Origin of the sequence: Luteimonas huabeiensis HB2, assembly GCF_000559025.1 — a bacterium.
GTDB classification, from domain to species: domain Bacteria; phylum Pseudomonadota; class Gammaproteobacteria; order Xanthomonadales; family Xanthomonadaceae; genus Luteimonas; species Luteimonas huabeiensis.
The window spans coordinates 116,164-138,101 of record NZ_JAAN01000035.1; the positions used below are offsets into that span (position 1 = coordinate 116,164).

Here is a 21,938-nt window from a genome sequence, read left to right on the forward strand (position 1 = left end):
CGACGGCGGAACCGCCGGCGCCGCCGTGGGACTACTTGGTCAGGATCAGCTTGTCGTTGCGGGTATGGCGCAGGCGATAGGTCTCGTTGCCGTGGCGGATGCGGATCTCGCGCTGGCCCTTCAGCAGGCGGGCGCTGTCCAGGATCACCAGGTCCGAGGCGACCGGGCTCAGGTGGGCGACGCCGGCGGACTCGACCGGGGCGGCTTCATGCGGGCGTGCGACGAACATCGGCGGGACTCCTGTGCATGGGAGCCAACGATGCTAATGATTCTCATTTGCCAGTCAAGTCCCTTTTCGCGGCTTCGTGACCCGCGCACGATCGCCGACGCGGTCGCCGGTGCGCCGCGGGAACGGGCAAAGCGCGGGCCCGATTCCGGGTCCGGCTCGGAACGAGCTCCAGGGCCCGCGGGGGGCCGGGCCGCGGTCAGGCGTCCGTCGCCGCCTCGATCCGGCGCCAGACGGTCTGGTCGAGGCGCTGCGCGAGATCGAGCGCCTGCAGGTTCTCCAGCAACTGCGCTACCCGGCTGGCGCCCAGCAGCACCGTGGACACGTGCGGGTTGCGCAGGCACCAGGCGATGGCCAGCGGCGCCGGCGCCAGCCCCAGCTCGGCGGCGAGCGCGGTGAAGGCCCGCGCGCGCTCCAGCCGCTGCCCCTCTTCCAGCACGCCCGGCCGCAGCCAGGCGTGGGCGGGGTGGCCGAGCCGGCTGTCGTCGCCCACGCCCGCGTTGTACTTGCCGGTGAGCAGGCCCGAGGCCAGGGGCGACCAGGTGGTCGTGCCCAGGCCCAGCTCGCCGTACAGCGGCGCGTATTCCAGCTCCACCCGCCGCCGGTGCAGCAGGTTGTACTCGGGCTGCTCCATGGTCGGCGGGTGCAGGCGGTGCTTGCGGGCGAGGTCGGCGGCCTCGCGGATCTGCGGCGCCGGCCACTCCGATGTCCCCCAGTACAGCACCTTGCCCTGCCGGATCAGGGTGTCCATCGCCCAGACCGTCTCGGCCACGGGCGCGTCCGGATCCGGGCGGTGGCAGAAGAACAGGTCGAGATAGTCCACGCGCAGCCGCTTCAACGCGGCGTGGCAGGCGTCGTGCACGTGCTTGCGCGACAGGCCGCGCTGGGTCGGCCGCGGCGAGGCGGCCGCACCGAAGTAGACCTTGCTCGACACGCAGTAGCCGTCGCGCGGCAGGCGCAGGTCGGCGATCACGTCGCCCATCATCCGCTCGGCGTCGCCGTGGGCGTAGCTCTCGGCGTTGTCGAAGAAGTTGACGCCGTGGTCCCACGCCGCGGCCACCAGCTCGCGGGCCTCCGAGCGGCCGACCCGGGTGCCGAAGGTCGCCCAGGCCCCCAGCGAGAGGGCGGAGAGCTGCAGGCCGGAGTGGCCGAGGCGGCGGTACTGCATGGCGCGCGATCCTGGGAGCGGGACGCCAGTTTAGCCGCGCCGGGCCCGGCCCTCGCCCGCGCTCGGCGCGCCGCGGTTGCCGCCACCCGGCCGCTCGCCTAACCTGCGCGGTCTGCAAGGGTCCAGGGGCGTTCGATGGAAGGTCTGGCACGGGTCGGGTTCGGCCTGTTCGGTCTGGCGGTGCTCGTCGGCATCGTCTGGCTGTTCTCCAACAACAAGCGCCGCGTGGACTGGACCCTGGTGGCGACCGGGCTGGCGCTGCAGATCGCGTTCGCGGCGCTGGTGCTGCTGGTGCCCGGCGGGCGCGAGGTGTTCGACTGGCTGGGCCACGGCTTCGTCAGGATCCTGGGCTTCGTGACCGAGGGCTCCAAGTTCATCTTCGGCAACCTGATGGACGCCGAGACCTACGGGTTCATCTTCGCCTTCCAGGTACTGCCGACGATCATCTTCTTCGCCGCGCTGATGGGCGTGCTCTACCACCTGGGCGTCATGCAGTTCGTGGTGCGGATGATGGCGCTGGCGATCACCAAGGTCATGCGCGTGTCCGGCGCCGAGACCACCAGCGTCTGCGCGAGCGTGTTCATCGGCCAGACCGAGGCGCCGCTGACGGTGCGCCCCTACATCTCGCGCATGACCGAGTCCGAGCTGATCACGATGATGATCGGCGGCATGGCGCACATCGCCGGCGGCGTGCTGGCCGCCTACGTGGGCATGCTCGGCGGCGGCGATCCGGAGGAACAGGCCTTCTACGCCAAGCACCTGCTGGCCGCCTCGATCATGGCCGCGCCGGCGACCCTGGTGATCGCCAAGATCCTGATCCCCGAGACCGGCGATCCGCTGACCCGCGGCACGGTCAAGATGGAGGTCGAGAAGACCACCAGCAACATCATCGACGCCGCCGCGGCCGGCGCCGGCGACGGCCTGCGGCTGGCGCTCAACATCGGCGCGATGCTGCTGGCCTTCATCGCGCTGATCGCGATGATCAACGCGCCGCTGACCTGGTTCGGACAATGGAGCGGCCTGGAGGCCTCGCTGGGGCGCCCGCTCGACCTGGCCACGATCTTCGGCTTCGTGCTGGCGCCGATCGCCTGGGTCATCGGCGTGCCGTGGCAGGATGCCGGCGTGGTCGGCTCGCTGATCGGGCAGAAGGTGGTCATCAACGAGTTCGTCGCCTACCTGCAGCTGTCCGAGATCGTCAACGGCCGCGTCGATGGGGTGAGCCTGACCGAGGACGGCCGGCTGATCGCCACCTACGCGCTGTGCGGCTTCGCCAACTTCAGCTCGATCGCGATCCAGATCGGCGGCATCGGCGGGCTCGCCCCGGACCGGCGCCAGGACCTCGCCCGCTTCGGCCTGCGCGCGGTGCTGGGCGGCACCATCGCCACGATGATGACCGCCACCATCGCCGGCGTGCTGACCCACTTCGCCTGAGCCGGCCGCGATGCCGCACGTTGCCGTCGTCGGATCCTTCAACGTCGATCACGTCTGGCGCGCGCCGCGGCTGCCGCGGCCGGGCGAGACGCTCAGCGGCGAATACGCCACCGGGCCCGGCGGCAAGGGCTTCAACCAGGCGATCGCCGCGCGCCGCGCCGGCGCCGAAGTGCGTTTCCTGTGCGCGCTGGGCGACGATGCCGGCGGCGCGCTGGCGCGCGAGCTGGCCGCGGCCGACGGCATCGGCCTGCACGCGCTGGCCAGCCACGCGCCGACCGGCACCGCCGGCATCTATACCGACGCCGAGGGCCGCAACTCCATCGTGATCGGCCCCGGCGCCAACGCCGCGCTCGACGCCGCCTTCGTCGCCGCGCAGGCGCAGGCGCTGGCCGGCGCGGCGGTGGTGCTGGCGCAACTGGAATCCCCGCCGGAGGCGGTGCGCGCCGCGCTGGCCGCCGCACGCGAAGGCGGCGCGCTGGCGATGCTCAACCCGGCGCCGGCCAACGCGCCGGTGGACGCGGCGCTGCTGGCCGCCTGCGACCTGGTCACCCCCAACGAGAGCGAGTTCGCCGCGCTGCTGGCCGCGCACGGCGGCGAGCGCGTCGACCCCGACGCCGTCGCCGCGCTCGACGACGACGCCCTGCACGCACTGTGCCGCGCCCTGCTCCCGCACGGCAGCGTGGTGGTCACCCTGGGCGCCGCCGGCTGCTTCGTCTCCCATGCCGATCCGGCCGCCTGCGGCGACGGCGACGCCCGCTACCGCGTCCCCGCCCGCCCTGCCCGCGTGGTCGATACCACCGGCGCTGGGGACGCCTTCAACGGCGCGCTCGCCGCGGCGCTGGCGCAGCGGCCCGGCCGGCCGTTCGCGGCGCAGGTGCGGTTCGCCAACCGCTACGCCGCCGCCTCCACCGAGGCCGCCGGCGCCGCGGTCGCGATGCCGCGGCTGCGGCCCGGCGACGCGGACGCGGACTGACGCCCGGGGGCGCCGCGGGCGCCGGCCTACAATGCGCGCATGCAGATCGGCCCCTACCGCATCGAACCGCGCGTGATCCTGGCCCCGATGGCCGGGGTCACCGACAAGCCGTTCCGGCAGCTGTGCAAGCGCCTGGGCGCGGGGCTGGCGGTCTCGGAGATGACCAGCAGCGACCCGCGCTTCTGGCGCACCCGCAAGTCGCGCCACCGCATGGACCACGCCGGCGAGCCGGCGCCGATCTCGGTGCAGATCGCCGGCACCGAGCCCGCCGTGCTGGCCGAGGCCGCGCGCTACAACGCCGACCACGGCGCGCAGATCATCGACATCAACATGGGCTGCCCGGCGAAGAAGGTCTGCAACGCCTGGGCCGGCTCGGCGCTGATGCGCGACGAGGCGCTGGTCGCGCGCATCCTGGAGGCGGTGGTGGCGGCGGTGGACGTGCCGGTGACGCTGAAGATCCGCACCGGCTGGGACGCCGCGCACCGCAACGCGCCCGAGATCGCCCGCATCGCCGAGGCCGCCGGCATCGCCGCGCTGGCCGTGCACGGGCGCACCCGCGACCAGCACTACACCGGCCGCGCCGAGTACGACACCATCGCCGCGATCAAGGCCCGCGCCGCGATCCCGGTGATCGCCAACGGCGACATCGACTCCCCGGACAAGGCCGCCGACGTGCTGCGCCGCACCGGCGCCGACGCGGTGATGATCGGCCGCGCGGCGCAGGGCCGGCCGTGGATCTTCCGCGAGATCGCCCACCACCTGGCCACCGGCGCGCACCTGCCGCCGCCGTCGCTGCACGAGGTGCGCGACCTGCTGCTCGGCCACCTCGAGGCGCTGCACGCCTTCTACGGCGAACCGGCCGGCGTGCGCATCGCGCGCAAGCACCTGGGCTGGTACGCCAAGGATCGACCGGAACAGCACGCCTTCCGCGCGGTGGTCAACCGCGCCGAGACCGCGCAGGCGCAACTCGAGCTCACCCGCGATTACTTCGATGCGCTGATCGCCGGCGGCGATCCCGGGGCGCACCGGATCCACCGCTCATGGGCAGCATGACATGCGATATCTTTCGATCTGCGCGTTGACGGCCTGCCTCGTTCTGGCCGGCTGCGCGGAACCCGCCGGACGCGAGGCGAAGGTGGGCCGCCTGCATCGCACCTACGCCGACACCACCAGAACGGACTGGGCCAACGCCGGCCCGCGCCCGCTCGCGACCACGATCTGGTACCGGGCGCCGGACGACAGCACCGAGTCGGATTGGCGCGTCGGCGTGTTCCGATTCGGTCGCAATGCACTGGACGCGCCGTTCGCCGACGCCGGAAAGCGCCCCCTTGTCATCCTGTCCCACGGCACCGGCGGCAGCGCGGCCCAGCTTTCATGGCTGGCGGAAGGTCTGGTCGAGGCCGGCTACCTGGTCGCCGGCGTCAATCACCACGGCAACACCGCGGCCGAAGAGGTGTCCTGGCCGCATGGGTTCGCGCTCCCGGCGGAACGCGCGCGCGATATCTCGGCGTTGATCGACCGACTGCTGGCCGACGAAGACATCGGGCCGCGCATCGACGCCGACCGCATCGGCGCGGCCGGCTTCTCGATCGGCGGATACAGCGCGCTGGCGTCCGCAGGCGCGCACCTGAAGGCCGCCGACAGGCAAGTGCGTTGCGAAAGCGAACCCGGCAATCCCGTTTGCGTCCTGCCTCCCGAAGCCGGATTCACCGAAGCCGACCTGCAGGCCCTGGCGGGCTCGGATGCCGCGTTCCAGGAAGCGCTCGTCCGCGATGCGCAGCCCGTTGGCGACTCTCGCATCCGCGCCGTCTATGCGATCGCCCCGGCCTTCGTCTCGTTGATGACGAGGCAGGACTTCTCCTCGCTCGAGGTTCCAACGAGGATCGTGCTGGCGGAGAACGACGAGCAGATCCTGTTGTCCGCGACGCGGGACGCGGTCGATGAGGGCATTCCGGATGCAGAGGTGCTCATCATTCCCGGCGCGGGCCACTACGCCTTTCTCGCCTCATGCAGCCTGCGCGGCAAGATGTTCGTGGGCGCGCTGTGCAAAGACGCGGCGGGAATCGACCGGGACGAGCTGCATGGCCGCATCGGCCGGGATGCAGCGAAGTTCTTCGACGCGACGCTGTAGCCGGATGCAGGCCGAGCATCCGCCGGACCGACGAGAGTTCGCGGCGCGCTGGGGCTGAGGCCCGCCCCCGCAGCCTGGGTACTCAGCGCGAGGCGGCATCGGTGGCCGGCGCCGGCTGCGCCCCGGCATCCGCCGCCGGCACCGGCGCCTGCCAGATACGCCGCCATGCCGCTGCGAGCTGGTCCTGGCGCGGCAGCGCGCCGGGCAGCTGCCGCGGCGGCGCCAGCGCGCGCCAAGCGCCGCCGTCCCGCTCGGCGACGGCGAAGTTGAAGGTGTAGGCCGGTTCCATGCCCATGCGCAGATCGCTCAGCACCAGCGTGCCGTCCTGCACCTGCGCTTTCATGAAGCCATGGTTGAACCAGGCCAGGCGGCGTACCGCCGGGATGTCGGCAGCGGCCCGCAGCGCAGCGGTGTCCGAGGCGTAGGCGCGAAAGCGCATCGGGCCGCGATCGGCCACCAGCGAGCGCTCGCCCTCGAGGAAGCCGTCGGGGGTCATCGCCACCACCCGCCACAGCAGGGTGTTGAACGGCATCGGCACCGAGAAGCGCGGCGCGTCCTGCAACCCGATCGCCGCCAGCGCACGCTCGGCCTCGCGATCGACCAGGGCCTTGGCCAGCAGCGACCAGCCGAGATAGGCCGTGCTCAACGCCAGGCCGACCGCCAGCGCGCGCCCGGACAGCGGGCGCGACCCGGCCCACAGCGCGACCAGCACGCCGGCCAGCAGCCAGACCGTGTAGGCGGGATCGACGATGAAGAGGCTGGACCACATCACCGGCGGCGTGGGCAGCGGCCACAGCAACTGGGTGCCGTAGACGGTGAAGGCGTCGAGCAGCGGATGGGTGACCAGGGCGAGCTGGATGGCCCAGAACCAGCGTCGCGGCGCTTCCGTCACGCGTCCGCCGCGGCGCCGGAACCAGGCCCAGATCGCCCAGGCCGCCAGCGGCAGCACCAGCAGCGAATGGGTCAGCCCGCGGTGCAGGGTCATCAGCGCGACCGGATCGTCGGTCAGCAGCATCAGCGGGAAGGTGTCGAGGTCCGGCAGGGTGCCGAGCGCGGCGCCGGCGGCCATCGCCGCGCGGCGGTGCCGCGCCGGCACCACGGCCGCGGCGACCGAAGCGCCAAGGAGAATCTGGGTCAGCGAATCCATGCGCGCATGCTAGAGCGTATCGGCACCCAGCGCGCGTAGGCGATCCCTTCGGCCGCCTGCGGGGACCATCCTGTCTTTCCCTTCCCCGCGAGCGGGGAGCATGCTGTTTTTTCCTGCCCCCGCGAGCGGGGGGCATTCTGTTTTTTCCGTCCCCGCAAGCGGGGGAAGGTGCCGAAGGCGGATGGGGGCATGCCGCAGGCGTGCAAAAGCCGCCCTCATCCGGCGCTGCGCTTGCGGGAGAAGGGACAGCATGCACCCGCTTGCGGGAGAAGGAACAGCATGCACCCGCTTGCGGGAGAAGGGACGATGTGCGCCCCCTTGCGGGAGAAGGGACCGCAGGCCCCCGCTTGCGGGAGACGGGACGGTTCGACGTTGCCGGTCGAATGTCGATTCGACCGGCCCGCGCGAATGGCACCTCGCGCACCGACGCGCCTTCCGGGCGCTCAGGCTGCGCGCGGCAGCGCCGGCGCCTGCGGCGCCTCGCCGGTGCGCGGCGGCAACTCGGCCAGGGTCTCGCCGGTGTGGGCCAGCAGCCGCAGGCGGCCGTCCGGGTCCTCGACCAGCGCGGTCAGGCTTTCCACCCAGTCGCCGTCGTTGGCGTAGACCAGGCCGTCGCGCTCGCACAGCGCGGGGCGGTGGATGTGGCCGCAGACGATCCCGTCCAGCCCTCGCCGCGCGGCGTCGTCGAGCCCGGCGCGGACGAAGCGCTCGATGTAGCGCTCGGCGGCGCCGCTGCGGCGCTTGAGGAACTCCGCCAGCGACCAGTAGCGCAGGCCGAGCCGGCGACGCAGCGCGTTGAGCAGCAGGTTGCCGGTGAGGATGCGGTCGTGCAGCCAGTCGCCGAGCGCCTCCTGCAGCCCGCCGAAGCGGGTGGCGCCGTCGTAGTCGTCGCCGTGGGTCACCAGCAGCCGGCGCCCGTCGGCGGTGACGTGGACCGCGCGCCGGCGCACCCGCGCGGCGGGCAGCGCCAGCCCGCAGGCGCGGCGCAGCGCGCGGTCGTGGTTGCCGGGGATGTAGATCAACTCGGTGCCGGCGCGGCGCAGCGCGTGCAGCGCCTCGATCGCCTCGTGGTGCGCGGGCCCCCAGTGCGCGCGCCGCTGCGCCAGCCACCACAGGTCGAAGATGTCGCCGACCAGGTACAGCCGCTGGCAGCGCAACCCGGCGAGGAAGCGGGCCAGGTCCGCGGCATGGCAGTGCCGGGAGCCCAGATGGGTGTCGGAGAGGAACACGGCGCGTCGGATCGGCTGCAGGGTCTTCATGCGGGCATCCCGGTGGCGGAAAGGTAGCGCTGCCGCTTGCGTGCGCGCAGCCGGTGCAGATCGACCTCGATCAGGCCGTCGATCGAGTCGCTGAAATCCGGGTCCACGCCGAAGGCGAGGAAGCGCGCCCCGCCCGGCTCGCAGAGCTCGGTGTACTGCCGGTACAGCACCGGCACGGTGGCGCCCAGCGCGGCCAGGTTGGCGCGCAGGGTCTCGAAGGCGGCCTCGGCATCGAGCCCGGGGAAGTCCGGCGGCGCGGCCAGGTAGCGGAACGGGCGCGCGGCCTCGGCGATCGCTTCGCCGGCGCCGTAGTAGCGCGCGTAGTAGGCCACCAGTTGCTCGCGCGCCTCGCGCGGCATGGCGGCGCTGATCGAGACCGCGCCGAGCAGGTAGCGCACCCGCGGATGCCGCCGCAGGTAGGCGCCGATCCCTTGCCACAGATAGTCGAGGCTGCGGCTGCCCCAGCACTCCGGCACGACGAAGCTGCGCCCCAGCTCCAGCCCCTGGGCGATGCGCGGGATGGCATCGTCGGCGTAGCGGAACAGCGAGGCGGTGTAGAGCCCGCCCAGTCCGCGCTCGGCCAGCAGCCGTGCGCCGCGCGCGACGCGATAGGCGCCGGCGATGCGCGCGGCGGTCGCATCCCAGACCACGATGTGCTCGTAGTCGGGGTCGAAGCGGTCGAGATCGCGCGCGCGGCCGGTGCCCTCGCCGACCCGGCGGAAGGTCAGCTCGCGCAGCCGCCCCAGTTCGAGCAACAGCGGCGAGCCGGCCGCGCAGCGCGCCAGCCGGATCTGCTTGCCGTCGGCGGTCTGGCCCAGCAGTTCCGCGCCCGCCAGCTGCGCCGCCACCCGCGCCGGATCGACCGGCGACGCCAGCGGCCGCTGCGCCGGCGCGGTCCGCCGGCCCAGCGCGTACAGCGCCTCGCGCACCCGGCGCAGCTGCGCGCCGGCGTCCTCGTCCTCGGGCAACCGCAGCGGCTCGCCCACCCACAGCGTCAGCGGTCGCCCGCGGCGCGCGAACATCTCGCGCGCCAGCAGCGCGGTGCCGGCCGGCTTGAACAGCGCCGATGCGCCGTAGAACAGCGCCGAGTTGCGCGCGCCCACGCGCACCGGCAGTACCGGCGCGCCGGTGCGCCGCGCGAAACGGACGAAGCCGCGGCGCCAGCGGCCGTCGCGCACGCCGCGCAACGACAGCCGCGAGACCTCGCCGGCGGGGAACACGATCACGCAGCACTCCTCCCGCAACGCCCGCTCCACCGCCTGCAGGCTGCGCGGGCACGGCCGCCCGCCGAGCACGCGCACCGGCAGCAGCAGTTCCTCGAGCGGCGCCAGGCCGGCGAGCAGGTCGTTGGCGACGATGCGCACGTCGCGCCTGACCCGGCCCACGCAATCCAGCAGCGCCAGGGCGTCGAGCGCGCCGGACGGATGGTTGGCGACCAGCAGCAGCCGCCCGCGCGGCGGAATCCGCGATGCGTCCATCGCCAGGTAGCGCGCGCCCAGGTACGCCAGCGCGGCGGCGACGAACGCGAAGCCGCGCAGGCCGGGGTGGGCTGCGAGGAAGTCCTCGATCGCCTGCAGCCGCGACCAGCGGCCTACCTGCCGCAGCAGCGGGCGGGCGATGCCGGCGCGCCGGCCGCGAAACCAGTGCGGGTAGCGCTGCTGCAGACGGTCTTCGAGCGGTGGCATCGGCGTCGCTGGGCGGCCCGGATGGCCGGCAGCCTGCGCCCGGCAGACGACAGCGCGGTTGCCGCCGCGCGTCGGCCTGATGACCGCGGCCGCCGCCGGCTTCCGGTTTAACCTACGCTCAATGCCGGCCCCGCCGCCATGCAAAGCACCGGTCGCCCCTGTATCATGCGCGACCATCTTTTCATCCGAATAAAGGGATATTGCCGATGTCGAGCTACCTGTTCACCTCCGAATCGGTGTCCGAGGGCCATCCGGACAAGGTCGCCGACCAGATCTCGGATGCGGTCCTGGACGCGATCCTGGCCCAGGACCCGCGCGCGCGCGTGGCCTGCGAGACCATGGTCAAAACGGGCGTGGCGATCGTCGCCGGCGAGGTGACCACCAGCGCCTGGGTGGACATCGAGGAGCTGACCCGCAAGGTCATCAACGGCATCGGCTACACCAATTCCGACGTCGGCTTCGACGGCCACACCTGCGGCATCCTCAACCTGATCGGCAAGCAGTCGCCGGACATCGCCGCGGGCGTGGACGGCACCCGGAAGAAGCAGAAGAAGCCCGAGGAACAGGGCGCGGGCGACCAGGGCCTGATGTTCGGCTACGCCTGCGACGAGGCCCCGGAATACATGCCGGCCCCGATCTACTACAGCCACCGGCTGGTCGAGCAGCAGGCCAAGGTGCGCAAGAACGGCAAGCTGAAGTGGCTGCGCCCGGACGCCAAGAGCCAGGTCACCCTGCGCTACGACGGCAACAACGAAGTCGTCGGCCTGGACGCGGTGGTGCTGTCGACCCAGCACGATCCGGACATCAAGCAGAAGGACCTGATCGAGGCCGTGCGCGAGCACGTGCTCAAGCCGGTGCTGCCGAAGAAGTGGCTGGAGACGCTGCCGAAGAACAAGGTGCACATCAACCCGACCGGCGTGTTCGTCATCGGCGGGCCGGTCGGCGACTGCGGCCTGACCGGGCGCAAGATCATCGTCGACACCTACGGCGGCATGGCCCGCCACGGCGGCGGCGCGTTCTCCGGCAAGGACCCCTCCAAGGTCGACCGTTCGGCCGCCTACGCCGCGCGCTACGTGGCCAAGAACGTGGTCGCCGCGGGCCTGGCCGAGAAGTGCGAGGTGCAGGTGAGCTACGCCATCGGCGTGGCCGAGCCGACCTCGATCTCGGTCACCACCTTCGGCACCGGCAAGGTCCCGGACGAGAAGATCGAGAAGCTGATCCGCGCGCACTTCGACCTGCGCCCCTACGGCATCATCCGCATGCTCGACCTGATCCATCCGATGTACCAGCAGACCGCCTCCTACGGCCACTTCGGCCGCAAGCCGAAGGCGTTCGCCTACACCAACGGCGCCGGCGAGCGGGTGGAAGCGACCGCGTTCTCGTGGGAGCGGACCGACCGCGCCGCCGCCCTGCGCGCGGACGCCGGGCTGAAGTAAGGCCGCCCGCAAGGCACGACCCGACGGGCCGCTCGCGCGGCCCGTCGTTTTTTCGCCTTGCCTTTGCATGACGGCGCGGCGGCGGCCGCCGGCCGCCGCCGGCTACAGCCGCACGCTCAGACGCACCTCCTCGTCGCCGCCATCGCGCGCGACCAGCACCCGATCGCCCGCGCGCTCGAAACGCAGGTCCAGCCAGCCCTCGCCCACCCGCAGGCGCTGCAGGTGCAGGCGGTCCACGCCTTCCGGAAGCCGCGGCCGGTCCACCGACACTTCGTGGCGCGCGGCATCGATGCGCAGCCCCAGGCAGGCCTGCAGCAGCATGAACACCGAGCCCGCGGCCCACGCCTGCGGCAGGCAGGCCACCGGATAGGCGACCGGCGGCTGGCCGGGCGTGCGCGGGAAGCCGCAGAACAGCTCCGGCAGCCGCATGCCGAAGCGGGTCGCGGCCTCGAACAGGTCGGCCAGCAACCGCGCCGCGTGCGCGCGGTCGCCGTAGCGGGCGACGCCGGCCGCGCACAGCGCCACGTCGTGCGGCCAGACCGAACCGTTGTGGTAGGACATCGGGTTGTAGCGGGCCTGTCCAGCGGCCAGGGTGCGGATCCCCCAGCCGCTGTCGAAGGCGGGCGACGCGAGTTGCGCGGCCACCTGGCGCGCGCGCTCGGCCGGCACCGCGCCGGCATAGAGCAGGTGCCCGGCGTTGGAGCCGCGCACCCGGCAGGGCCGGCCCTCGCCGTCGCGGGCGATCGCGTAGTAGCCCTGCTCGGGCATCCAGAAGGTCCGCTCGATGCGCGCCCGGATCGCCTGCGCGCGGGCGCGCCAGCGGATCGCCGCCTCCTGCTCGCCGCGCGCGGCGGCCAGCACCGCCAGCCGGGACAGTCCCGCGCAGACGTAGCCCTGCACCTCCACCAGCGCGATCGGCCCCGGCGGGATCCGCCCGTCGTCGTGGAAGATCGCATCGCCGCTGTCCTTCCAGCCCTGGTTGAGCAGCCCGCCGGCCTCGCCGCGCCGGTAGGCGAGCAGGCCGTCGCGGTCGGCATCGCAACTGCGCTCGATCCAGCCGGCGGCGGCGACCAGTGAGGGCCACAGCGCGTCGATGAACTCGCCGTCGGCGGTACGCGCGGCGTACTCGCAGGCCAGCAGCAGGAACAGCGGCGTGGTATCGACGCCGCCGTAGTAGCGGGCGAACGGCAGCTCCTCCAGCGCGACCATCTCGCCCTTGCGCGCCTCGTGCAGGATCTTGCCCGGCGCGGCGTCGCGGAAGGACGAGGCCTCGCGCGCCTGGTGGCGGGCCAGGTAGGCCAGCACGCCGCGCGCGAGCGCCGGGTCCAGCCACAGGGTCTGCAAGGCGGTGATCACCGCATCGCGGCCGAACGGCGTGGAAAACCAGGGGATGCCGGCATAGGGATAGGGGCCGGTCGGCAATTCGGTGGTGAGCAGGGCGATGTCCGCGCGCGAGCGTTCCAGCCAGGCGTTGAACAGGCGGTTGCCGCTACGCAGCCGCGCGCCGGTGCGGCGGCGCGCGCGCATCGCGCGGCGGGCGGCGGCGGCGGCGCGGCGGAAGCGCTCGCGCCCGGGGGCGGCGGGCTCCGCGCCGGCCTCCAGGTAGAGCGTTTCGGCCTGCCCCGGCGCGAGCTCGAACTCGAAGTCGGCGCGGCCTTCGCGCAACGGACGCGGCGCGCGGGAGAACGCCAGGCACAACCGCCGCTGCTGGCCATCGAGCCCGACGTAGGCCAGGGTCGCGGCCTGCGCATCGAGTTCGGCGGGCAGGCGGCGCCCGCGCTCCTTGCGCCGCGCGCCGCGGACTTCGAACATGTCGCGGAAGTCGGCGTCGAACTCCAGGGCCAGGCCGAACCTCGCGGGCGCGGTGCCGTAGTTGCGGCAGGCGATGCGCTCGTACATGCGCGCGCCCCACAGGAAGCGCGCGCGCTCGACGTGGATTACCCCCTCGGGCGATGCGCTGTCGCCCAGCGGCGGCAGCGGCCGGTTGGTGAGGTGCACGGTCAGGAACACGTTGTCGGCGCCCACGCCCGCGCTCAGCAGGCTGGGCGCCTCCTCGCCCAGCCGCAGGCGCAGCCGCGACAGCACGCGCGTGCCGTCCCGGTACAGGCCGTCGGCGTCGCCGTCCACCAGATCGCCGCGCGCATCGCAGACCAGGAACGCGTCGCCATCCTTGAGCGCGTAGCGGGCCGCGGGTGCGTCGTCGCGCTCAGGCATGGGCCCGGGCGTCCAGCGCGTGCCCGACCACGGGGCTCGCCCGCTCGGACCCCAGCAGCTGCCGGTAGACGTCGAGGTAGTGCTCGGCCATCACCCGCGCGCCGAAGCGCGCCTCGAAGCGCCGGCGGATCGCGCCGCGATCCAGCGTGGCGGCGCGCTCGACCGCGGCCGCGGCGGCCTCTTCGGAATCGACGATGAAGCCGGTGATGCCGTCCTCGATCACCTCGCGCACCGAGCCGCAATCCCAGGCGATCACCGGCGTGCCGCAGGCCATCGCCTCGATCATGACCAGCCCGAACGGCTCGGGCCAATCGATGGGGAACAGCAGCGCGCGCGCGTGCCCGAGTAGTTCGCGCTTGCCGGCGTCGTCCACCTCGCCGATCAGTTCCGCGCCGCCGCCGGCCAGCAGCGGCTCGATGCATTGCCGGTGGTAGTGGGCATCGGCCGCGTCGATCTTGGCGGCGATGCGCAGCGGCAGGCCAGCGCGCCGGGCGATGGCGATCGCGCGGTCGGGCCGCTTCTCCGGCGAGATCCGGCCCAGGAAGGCCAGATAGTCGCCACGCGGCGACGCCACCGGCGCGTACAGATCCTCGGGCAGGCCGTGCGGCACCGTGGCCACCCAGTTGCCCATCGGCAGCGGGCCGCGCTGCTGGTGCGAGATGGAAACCAGCGGGTACTGCGGCCAGCGCCGGTACGCCTCGGCGAGATCCTTCAGGTCCAGGCGCCCGTGCAAGGTCGTCACCGTGCGCGAGGCGATGTCCTCGAAGAACGGGAAGTGCAGCAGGTCGACGTGGAAATGCAGGATGTCGAAGCGGCCGGCCTGGCGCCGCACCTCCTGCAGCATCGACAGGTGGGCGGCGAGATCGGACTTCAGCGGCGCCGGGTCCAGGCGGATGGCGCGGTCGCGCATGGGGAACAGTTCGGCGCGCGTGCGCGTCTCCGCGCTGGCGAACACGGCGACCCGGTGGCCCAGTTCGACCTGGGCGTCGGCGAGATAGGCGACGATGCGTTCGGTGCCGCCGTACAGCTTCGGCGGCACCGCCTCGTAGAGCGGAGCGATGTGGGCGATGCGCATGGCGGGGGCGGGATACGGTCGAGGGCGCCCCGGCGCGGCGAACCGCACCGGGGACGCGGTGAAGGGGCACGTGGGTGGGCCGCGCGACGGCGGTCGCGCCGCGCGGCCGGCCGGAACGCCGGCGATCAGGCGGCCTTGGCGATCGGAATGCGCACCGGCTTCGCCCGCGCCTGCTCGGTCTTGGGCAGAACCACGGTCAGCACGCCGTCGCGGAACTGCGCGCTGGCCCGGTCCACGTCGACCTCGGTGTCCAGCGCGATCCGGCGCTCGAAGCGCCCGTAATAGCGCTCGCTGATCCGCCGCCCGCGCTCCTCGCGCTCGGCGCGGTGCTCGCCGCGCAGGACCAGGTCGCCGTTCTCGAACTCCACCTCGACGTCCTGCTCGCGCAGGCCCGGCAGCTCGGCGCTGACCGCGTATTCGTCGTCGCGCTCCACCACCTCGACCCGCGGCCAGCCGGCGACCGCCGACGACCCGGCCTGCGGCAGCACGGCATCCACCTCGCGCCACAGGTCGTCGAACAGGCGGGTCATTTCGCGATGCAGCGCATCGAAGGGATCGCGCATGTCGCGCGGGGACGCGACGGCTCCGCGATCGCGGCCACGGCCGCGGTTCCAAGGAATCAACTGACTCACGCTCATGACAGTATCTCCTCGAATCGTTTGGCTCGGCGCCCGGCCGCCCCGGAGGCCGGCGCCACGCTCGCCGGACGGCGGCGGCGCGGCCCGCGGGACCGGGCAAGGCCGCAGGTAGGTGCGGGCGGGCGGATTTCAAGCCCCCCGACCGCCACGGCCCCGGGGGGCGCTTTGCAAGCCACCGCCGACGTGCTATCCCTGTCGCGGAAGTCCGCCATGGAGCCCGGGTGAGCGCCCATTACGACGAGATGCACGATGCCACGGGCGAGGTCCGCCCCCATTACCGTGCGCTCGACGCCTGGCTGCGCAGCACCCCGGAGGAGCAGCTCGCGCACAAGCGGCGCGAGGCGGAGGTGTCCTTCCATCGCGTCGGCATCACGTTCTCGGTCTACGGCGAGGAGGCCGGCAACGAACGGCTGATCCCGTTCGATATCGTGCCGCGGATCGTGCCAGCGGCCGAGTGGCGGATGCTGGAGGCCGGCCTGCGCCAGCGCGTGCACGCGCTCAACCTGTTCCTGGGCGACATCTACGGCGAGCAGCGCATCCTGCGCGAGCGCCGGGTGCCGCCCGAACTGGTGCTCGACAACAGCGAGTTCCGCGCCGAGATGCACGGCCTGCCGGTGGCGGGCGGCATCTACTCGCACATCTCCGGCATCGACCTGGTACGCGCCGGCGACGGCGAGTACTACGTGCTGGAGGACAACCTGCGGGTGGCCTCGGGCGTGTCGTACATGCTGGAGAACCGCCGCATGATGACCCGGCTCATTCCGGAGCTGTTCGCCAGCCAGCAGATCGCGCCGGTCGAGCGCTACCCCGACGCCCTGCTGGAGGTGCTGCGCCAGGCGGCGCCGGCCAACATCGACAACCCCACGGTCGCGGTGCTGACCCCGGGCGCGGCCAACTCGGCGTACTTCGAACACGCCTTCCTCGCCCAGCAGATGGGCGTGGAACTGGTGGAGGGCGCGGACCTGTTCGTGCGCGACGACATGGTCTACATGGGCACGACCCGCGGCCCGCAGCGGGTGCACGTGATCTACCGCCGGATCAACGACGACTTCCTCGACCCGACGGTGTTCCGCCCGGACTCGCTGCTGGGCGTGCCCGGCCTGTTCGCCGCCTACCGCGCCGGCAACGTCACCCTCGCCAACGCGCCGGGCACCGGCGTCGGCGACGACAAGTCGGTGTATCCCTACGTGCCGGAGATGATCCGCTTCTACCTCAGCGAGGAGCCGATCCTGCACAACGTGCCCACCCGCATGCTGCGCGATCCCGACGATCTGCGCTACGCGCTGGAGCACCTGCACGAGCTGGTGGTGAAGGAAGTCCACGGCGCCGGCGGCTACGGCATGCTGGTCGGCCCGGCCGCCAGCCGCGCGGAGATCGAGGAGTTCCGCGCGCGCATCCTGGCCGATCCCGGCAACTACATCGCGCAGCCGACCTTGTCGCTGTCGACCTGCCCGACCTTCGTCGAAAGCGGACTGGCCCCGCGCCACGTCGACCTGCGTCCCTACATCCTCAGCGGGCAGCGCATCCACGTGATCCCAGGCGGCCTGACCCGGGTCGCGCTGCGCGAAGGCTCCCTGGTGGTGAACTCGTCCCAGGGCGGCGGCACCAAGGACACCTGGGTGCTGGAGGGCTGATGCTCTGCCGGACCGCCAACGACCTGTACTGGGTCTCGCGCAACATGGAGCGCGCCGAGAACACCGCGCGCCTGATCGACGTGACCCTGCGCATCGCCATGCTGCCGGAGCGGCTGGACCGCGGGAAGTCGGAGGCCGCGCCCTGGCGGCGCGCGCTCGACGCGCTGGGCCTGGCGGAGTCGTTCGCCTCGCTGCACGGCCCGATCGATTCCGAGCACGTGCTGCGGCACCTGCTGCTGGCGCCCGACAACCCCTCGTCGATCTACAGCTGCTTCCGCGACGCGCGCGAGAACGCCCGCGCCCAACGCGTGGCCATCACCTCGGAAATGTACGAGGACCTCAACGCCTCGTGGCTGGAGTTCCGCACCCGCAGCTGGCCGCGCATCCGCGCCGAGGGCGTGAGCAACGTGCTGGAATGGGTCAAGAGCCGCTCCGCCTCGTTCCGCGGGGTGACCCTGGGCACCCTCGGCCGCGGCGAGGGCTACCACTTCCTGGCGCTGGGCGCCTTCATCGAGCGCGCCGACTGGGCGGTGCGCCTGCTCGACGTGATCGGCAGCGATGCCGATCTGCCCGAGGGCGGCGAGGCGCGCGACGCGGTGGAGTACTTCCAGTGGAGCGCGCTGCTGCAGTCGCTGTCGGCGTTCGAGATGTACCGCCGGCTGTACCGCGAATCGGTGACGCCGGTCGGCGTGACCGAACTGATACTGCTGCGCGAGGAGAACCCGCGCTCGCTGCTGACCTGCGTCGGCACCCTGCACCGGGTGCTGCGCAAGCTTTCCGGCGGCGAGGCGATGGAGGTCGAGCGGCTGGCCGGCGCGCTGTGGGCGCAATCGCGCTACGCGCGCATCGACGAGGTCATCGCCGGCGGCCTGGAGCCCTACCTGCAGGACACCCTGGACCGGCTGACCGCGCTCGGGCAGGCGATCCACGCGCAGTTCATGGTGCCGACCCTGTCGCGCGACCGGGTCGGCGGCCGCCGCCAGTGGCAGAGCATGGGCTGAAGGTCAACCCTTCCGCCGCGCGGCCGGGGCCAGTATCTTCACACGCCGTCGACCCGCCTTCCGGATGCCGCCGCCGCGATGACCTACTGCGTTGGACTCAATCTCCAGGAAGGCCTGATCCTGGCCTCCGACTCGCGCACCAACGCGGGCCTCGACGACATCGGCCGTTTCGGCAAGATGCGGGTGATCGCCGAGGACGGCGAGCGGGTGATCGTGACCCTGTCCGCAGGCAACCTGTCGGTCAGCCAGAACGCGCTCAACCTGCTGGAGCAGCGCGCCCGCCACGCGCCCGCGCAGCTGGGCGTGCACAACGCGCGCTCGATGTTCGAGGTCGCCACTCTGCTCGGCGACGCCATGCGCGAGATCCGCGGCCGCGACGAGGCCTATCTCAAGGCCAGCGGAGTCGATCCCGGCGCCACCTTCATCCTCGGCGGCCAGATCCGCGGCGAGGCGCCGCGGCTGTTCCTGGTCTACTCCGAGGGCAACTTCATCGAGAACTCGGACGAGACGCCGTTCTTCCAGACCGGCGAGACCAAGTTCGGCAAGCCGATCCTCGACCGGGTGATCGACCGCGGCACCTCGCTGGTCGAAGCGGCCAAGTGCGTGGTGGTCTCGTTCGATTCCACCATCCGCTCCAATCTCTCGGTCGGGCCGCCGATCGACCTGCTGGTGTACCGCCGCGACAGCCTGCAGGTGCACGCGCAACGACGCCTGCAGGAGGACGACCCCTACTTCGCCGCCGTGCGCAAGCAGTGGAACGACAGCCTGCGCACCGCGATCGCGGCGCTGCCGCAGCCGGACTGGCTGTAGGGCCGCAACTTCGTCCTCGTCGGCGGAGCGCGCTCGCGCGCGACCGGCAAGGCGCCAGCGGCACCCCGTCCGCAGAAGACCGCGCCCCCGCGCGCGGGCGACGGCGAGCGACGGCCGGCAGCCCGGAGCCGCTCCTGGGGTGTATCGACACTCGACCTGCAGCGCCGAGGCGGTCCCCGCTTCCGCAAGCGGCAGATTGTCGTCCGCTCCCGCAAGCGGGCACACCTTGTTTTCTCCTTCTCCCGCAAGCGGGCGCATGCCGTTCCTTCTCCCGCAAGCGGGCGCATGCTGTCCCTTCTCCCGCAAGCGGGGGCATGCCGTTCCTTCTCCCGCAAGCGCGTGCCCCCATCCGCCTTCGGCACCTTCCCCCGCTTGCGGGGAATTGCAGGCGGTGGCGGCCGGGAACCGAGTGTCTGCGGGTAGCCCTCGCTGCCCCGGCGCTACGGCGAGGCGGCGTCGGCCGCCTCGCGCGGCGCGGCGTTGCGCACGTGGGTCTCCAGCCAGGCGTGGGTCTCGTACAGCATGTGCAGGATCGATTCGCGCGCGCGATAGCCGTGCGATTCGCGCGGCAGCATGACCAGCCGCGCCTGCCCGCCCAGCCCCTTGATCGCGGCGAACATGCGCTCGCTCTGCAGCGGGAAGGTGCCGGAATTGTTGTCGTCCTCGCCGTGGATGAGCAGCAGCGGGGCCTCGATCCGATCGGCGTAGTTGAACGGCGACATCCGCTGGTAGGTCGATTGCGCCTGCCAGTAGTTGCGCTCCTCGGCCTGGAAGCCGAACGGGGTCAGCGATCGGTTGTACGCGCCGCTGCGGGCGATGCCGGCGCGGAACAGGCGCGAATGCGCCAGCAGGTTGGCGGTCATGAAGGCGCCGTAGGAATGCCCGCCGACCGCGATGCGCTCGCGGTCGGCCACGCCGCGACGCACCACCTCGTCCACGGCCGCCTGCGCGCTGGCGACCAGTTGCTCGACGTAGGTGTCGTTGGGTTCGGCGTCGCCCTCGCCCACGATCGGCATCGCCGGGTCGTCGAGCACGGCGTAGCCTGCCGCCAGATACGCGAGCGGTCCCCAGTAGCCGATGGCGTTGAAGCGGTAGGGCGAATCGGTGACCTGGCCGGCCGCGTCGGCGGACTTGAACTCCTGCGGGTAGGCCCACATCAGCAGCGGCAGCCGGCCGTCGCGGGCCGGATCGTAGCCGGGCGGCAGGTACAGCGTGCCGGTCAGCGCCACGCCATCGGCGCGGCGATAGCGGATCTGCTCCTTGCGCACGTCGCGCAGCTGCGGCGTCGGGTGCGCGAACGCGGTCAGCGCGACCGGCTCGCCGGCGCCTGCGCCCAGCCTGCGCAACTGGAAGTTCGGCGGTTCGGTCGGCGATTCGCGGGTGGTCAGGATGCGCGTGGCGCCGGCGTCGAGTACCGCGCGCGGCATCTCGTACCAGGGCGCCTGCGAGCGGAACAGCCGCTCGGGCGCGCCGCCGTCCAGCGGCTGGCGATCCAGGAACGGCCGGTCGCCCTCGGGCGAAGCGCCCTCGCCGATGCGGTACACGCTGCCGCCGTCGGCCGACAGCAGCAGGCGCGGGAAGCCGCGCTCGTCGGGCAGGGTCACGGCGACGCCGGGGTCGGCGTAGCGGTCCTCGAACGAACCTTCGCGCAGCAACACCGGCGCGCGACCGGCGTCGGGGGCCAGCCGCCATTCCCGCACCTGCCGCGTGCGCCACCAGGTCTCGGTCAGCAGCGCGGTCTCGCCGTCGCCCCATTGGGTCCCCAGGTAGCGCATCGTCAGCTCGGCCAGCACCTGCGGCGGTGCGCGGAACGGCGCGGCCTGCGCGAACACGCGATCGCGGACCTCCGCCTCGCGCGCCGGGTCGCCGCCGTCCTGGGCCTCGGCCCAGACCAAGGTGGCGGGCGCATCGGCGCGCCAGCCGATGCGGCGCACGCCGGTCGGCACCGCATCGCGTCCGGTCGGCAGCCCCTCGATCAGCGGCAGCGCGGCCACGGTGTGCAGCACCTCGCCGTCGAGGCCGACGACATCGATGCGGCGGGGGAAGCGGGCGTACGGCACCAGATACGAGAACGGCCGCTCGATGCGCTGGCGCAGGATGTGGCGCCCATCGGGCGAGATCGAAGCGCCGACGTGCAGGTCCGGCGCGCCGATCGGCGTCGTCCGCCCCGCCAGGTCCACGCGCGCCAGCTGGGTGGTCAGGAAATGCGCGAAGACCTGTTCGTCGTGCGGGTTGCGCAGCAGGTCCTGGTAGGTGCGCAGGCTCTGCACGCCGCCCCCGCCGTCGGTCTGCTGGATGTTCGGGCCGGTCGGGATGCCATCGTCCGCGGGCGGCGCGCCCTGTCCCTGCGGGCGCAACTGGACCAGCAGGCCCTGCCCGTCCGGCAGCCACCCGAAGCCGTCGCCGGCCACGGTATTGAGCGCCTGCTCGAGCAGGCGGCGCGCGCGCAGCGCGGCGACGTCCACCAGCCACAGCTCGACCCGCCCGGCCCGCACATCGACCTGGGTGAAAGCGATATGGCGCTGATCGGGCGACCAGGCCATCGCATCGATCGCCAGCGGCTGCGGCAGCCCCGCGATGCGGCGCTCCTGCCCGCTGTCGATGTCCTGCAGCCACAGGTCGTCGGCGAACGAGAATCGGCTGGCCGCGTAGGTGCGCGGGTGGATGCGCAACCCGCCCAGCCGCAGCTCCGGCTGCGCGACCGCCTCGATGCCCGGCAGAGCCGGCGTGCGCAGGTAGGCGGCGAGATCGCGGCGCGGTGACAGCGACAGCCGCGGCGGGCGCGGCGCATCCACCAGCGCCTGCAGCGCCGGCGGTGGCAATCGGTAGCCCGCCTCGGCCGCGACGTCCGCCTTCACCGGCTCCCGCGCCGCCGCCGGCAACGGCAGCAGCGACACCGCCATCGCCATCGACAGGGCGAAACGGGCGATCTTTTCCGACAGTTGCATCCGCGGGCTCGCTCTGGTCTGGATAACGGCACAGCCTAGGCCAGCAGGCAAGCAAAAGGCCCATGCCGACGGTCACGATCTCGCTCGCGTACGCGTCCCTTCGCCGCCGGACTGGCGAGCCCAGCCCGCGGGGCCGGGCTGCCCGCGCCCCGTGCCTGGAGG

17 protein-coding genes are annotated in these 21,938 nt (G+C 72.7%); 8 read left to right on the forward strand and 9 right to left on the reverse strand.

The window, feature by feature from the left end; genetic code table 11:
- Window positions 1-31: 31 nt before the first annotated feature.
- Together hemP and Z164_RS0114850 are read right to left on the reverse strand one after the other, a co-directional pair.
- The gene (hemP, locus tag Z164_RS0114845; RefSeq protein WP_024891470.1) at window positions 32-229 is read right to left on the reverse strand and encodes a hemin uptake protein HemP; all 198 of its coding nucleotides are present in this window, start codon (window positions 227-229) and stop codon (window positions 32-34) included.
- A gap of 196 nt (window positions 230-425) precedes the next feature.
- Window positions 426-1,394, reverse strand: coding sequence for an aldo/keto reductase (locus Z164_RS0114850; RefSeq protein WP_024891471.1), 969 nt, complete (start codon window positions 1,392-1,394; stop codon window positions 426-428).
- Window positions 1,395-1,529: 135 nt separating this feature from the next.
- On the opposite strand from Z164_RS0114850, the gene Z164_RS0114855 reads away from it, so the two are divergent.
- From Z164_RS0114855 to Z164_RS21455, 4 genes are read left to right on the forward strand one after another with little or no spacing between them, the layout of a single operon-like run.
- Window positions 1,530-2,825, forward strand: coding sequence for a NupC/NupG family nucleoside CNT transporter (locus Z164_RS0114855; protein WP_024891472.1), 1,296 nt, complete (start codon window positions 1,530-1,532; stop codon window positions 2,823-2,825).
- Between the two features lie 10 nt (window positions 2,826-2,835).
- On the forward strand, window positions 2,836-3,798 hold the full coding sequence (locus Z164_RS0114860; protein ID WP_024891473.1) for a ribokinase: 963 nt from the start codon (window positions 2,836-2,838) through the stop codon (window positions 3,796-3,798).
- A 39-nt stretch (window positions 3,799-3,837) separates the two neighbouring features.
- Window positions 3,838-4,851, forward strand: a complete 1,014-nt coding sequence (gene dusB, locus Z164_RS0114865; protein WP_024891474.1) for a tRNA dihydrouridine synthase DusB — start codon at window positions 3,838-3,840, stop codon at window positions 4,849-4,851.
- A 1-nt stretch (window position 4,852) separates the two neighbouring features.
- On the forward strand, window positions 4,853-5,929 hold the full coding sequence (locus Z164_RS21455; protein WP_152540957.1) for an alpha/beta hydrolase family protein: 1,077 nt from the start codon (window positions 4,853-4,855) through the stop codon (window positions 5,927-5,929).
- Between the two features lie 82 nt (window positions 5,930-6,011).
- Here the strand turns inward: Z164_RS21455 and Z164_RS0114875 are convergent, their stop codons facing one another.
- From Z164_RS0114875 to olsF, 3 genes are all read right to left on the reverse strand, one after another.
- Window positions 6,012-7,076: a metal-dependent hydrolase gene (locus tag Z164_RS0114875; RefSeq protein ID WP_024891476.1), complete on the reverse strand. Its 1,065-nt coding sequence runs from the start codon at window positions 7,074-7,076 to the stop codon at window positions 6,012-6,014.
- A gap of 443 nt (window positions 7,077-7,519) precedes the next feature.
- The gene (locus Z164_RS0114880) at window positions 7,520-8,335 is read right to left on the reverse strand and encodes a UDP-2,3-diacylglucosamine diphosphatase (protein ID WP_024891477.1); all 816 of its coding nucleotides are present in this window, start codon (window positions 8,333-8,335) and stop codon (window positions 7,520-7,522) included.
- A complete protein-coding gene (olsF, locus tag Z164_RS0114885) occupies window positions 8,332-10,020 on the reverse strand; it encodes a bifunctional ornithine lipid synthase OlsF (protein WP_024891478.1) in 1,689 nt (562 codons plus the stop codon). Before olsF ends, Z164_RS0114880 begins: the two co-directional genes overlap by 4 nt.
- A gap of 206 nt (window positions 10,021-10,226) precedes the next feature.
- On the opposite strand from olsF, the gene metK reads away from it, so the two are divergent.
- Window positions 10,227-11,456 (forward strand): methionine adenosyltransferase, encoded by a 1,230-nt coding sequence (gene metK, locus Z164_RS0114890; RefSeq protein WP_024891479.1) that lies wholly within the window; start codon window positions 10,227-10,229, stop codon window positions 11,454-11,456.
- 102 nt (window positions 11,457-11,558) lie between these two features.
- On the opposite strand, the gene Z164_RS0114895 is transcribed toward metK, so the two are convergent.
- The 3 genes from Z164_RS0114895 to Z164_RS0114905 all read right to left on the reverse strand — a co-directional run bounded on the left by Z164_RS0114895 (window position 11,559) and on the right by Z164_RS0114905 (window position 15,383).
- Window positions 11,559-13,670, reverse strand: a complete 2,112-nt coding sequence (locus Z164_RS0114895) for an amylo-alpha-1,6-glucosidase (protein WP_024891480.1) — start codon at window positions 13,668-13,670, stop codon at window positions 11,559-11,561.
- Window positions 13,663-14,745: a glycosyltransferase family 4 protein gene (locus tag Z164_RS0114900; protein WP_024891481.1), complete on the reverse strand. Its 1,083-nt coding sequence runs from the start codon at window positions 14,743-14,745 to the stop codon at window positions 13,663-13,665. The genes Z164_RS0114895 and Z164_RS0114900 overlap by 8 nt, the downstream gene beginning before the upstream one ends.
- Window positions 14,746-14,870: 125 nt before the next feature.
- Window positions 14,871-15,383 carry an Hsp20/alpha crystallin family protein gene (locus tag Z164_RS0114905; RefSeq protein ID WP_024891482.1) on the reverse strand — a complete coding sequence of 171 codons (513 nt, stop codon included), beginning with the start codon at window positions 15,381-15,383 and terminating at the stop codon, window positions 14,871-14,873.
- 221 nt (window positions 15,384-15,604) lie between these two features.
- Between Z164_RS0114905 and Z164_RS0114910 the strand changes: the two genes are divergently transcribed.
- The 3 genes from Z164_RS0114910 (at window position 15,605) to Z164_RS0114920 (ending at window position 18,828) form a co-directional block, all read left to right on the forward strand.
- Window positions 15,605-17,017, forward strand: a complete 1,413-nt coding sequence (locus tag Z164_RS0114910) for a circularly permuted type 2 ATP-grasp protein (protein ID WP_024891483.1) — start codon at window positions 15,605-15,607, stop codon at window positions 17,015-17,017.
- Entirely contained in the window at window positions 17,017-18,018 is a 1,002-nt protein-coding gene (locus Z164_RS0114915; protein ID WP_024891484.1) for an alpha-E domain-containing protein, read from the forward strand. Before Z164_RS0114910 ends, Z164_RS0114915 begins: the two co-directional genes overlap by 1 nt.
- A gap of 78 nt (window positions 18,019-18,096) precedes the next feature.
- Entirely contained in the window at window positions 18,097-18,828 is a 732-nt protein-coding gene (locus Z164_RS0114920; protein WP_024891485.1) for a proteasome-type protease, read from the forward strand.
- Between the two features lie 440 nt (window positions 18,829-19,268).
- Here Z164_RS0114920 and Z164_RS0114925 read toward each other — a convergent pair whose 3' ends face one another.
- Window positions 19,269-21,737: a S9 family peptidase gene (locus Z164_RS0114925; protein WP_024891486.1), complete on the reverse strand. Its 2,469-nt coding sequence runs from the start codon at window positions 21,735-21,737 to the stop codon at window positions 19,269-19,271.
- Window positions 21,738-21,938: the final 201 nt, after the last annotated feature.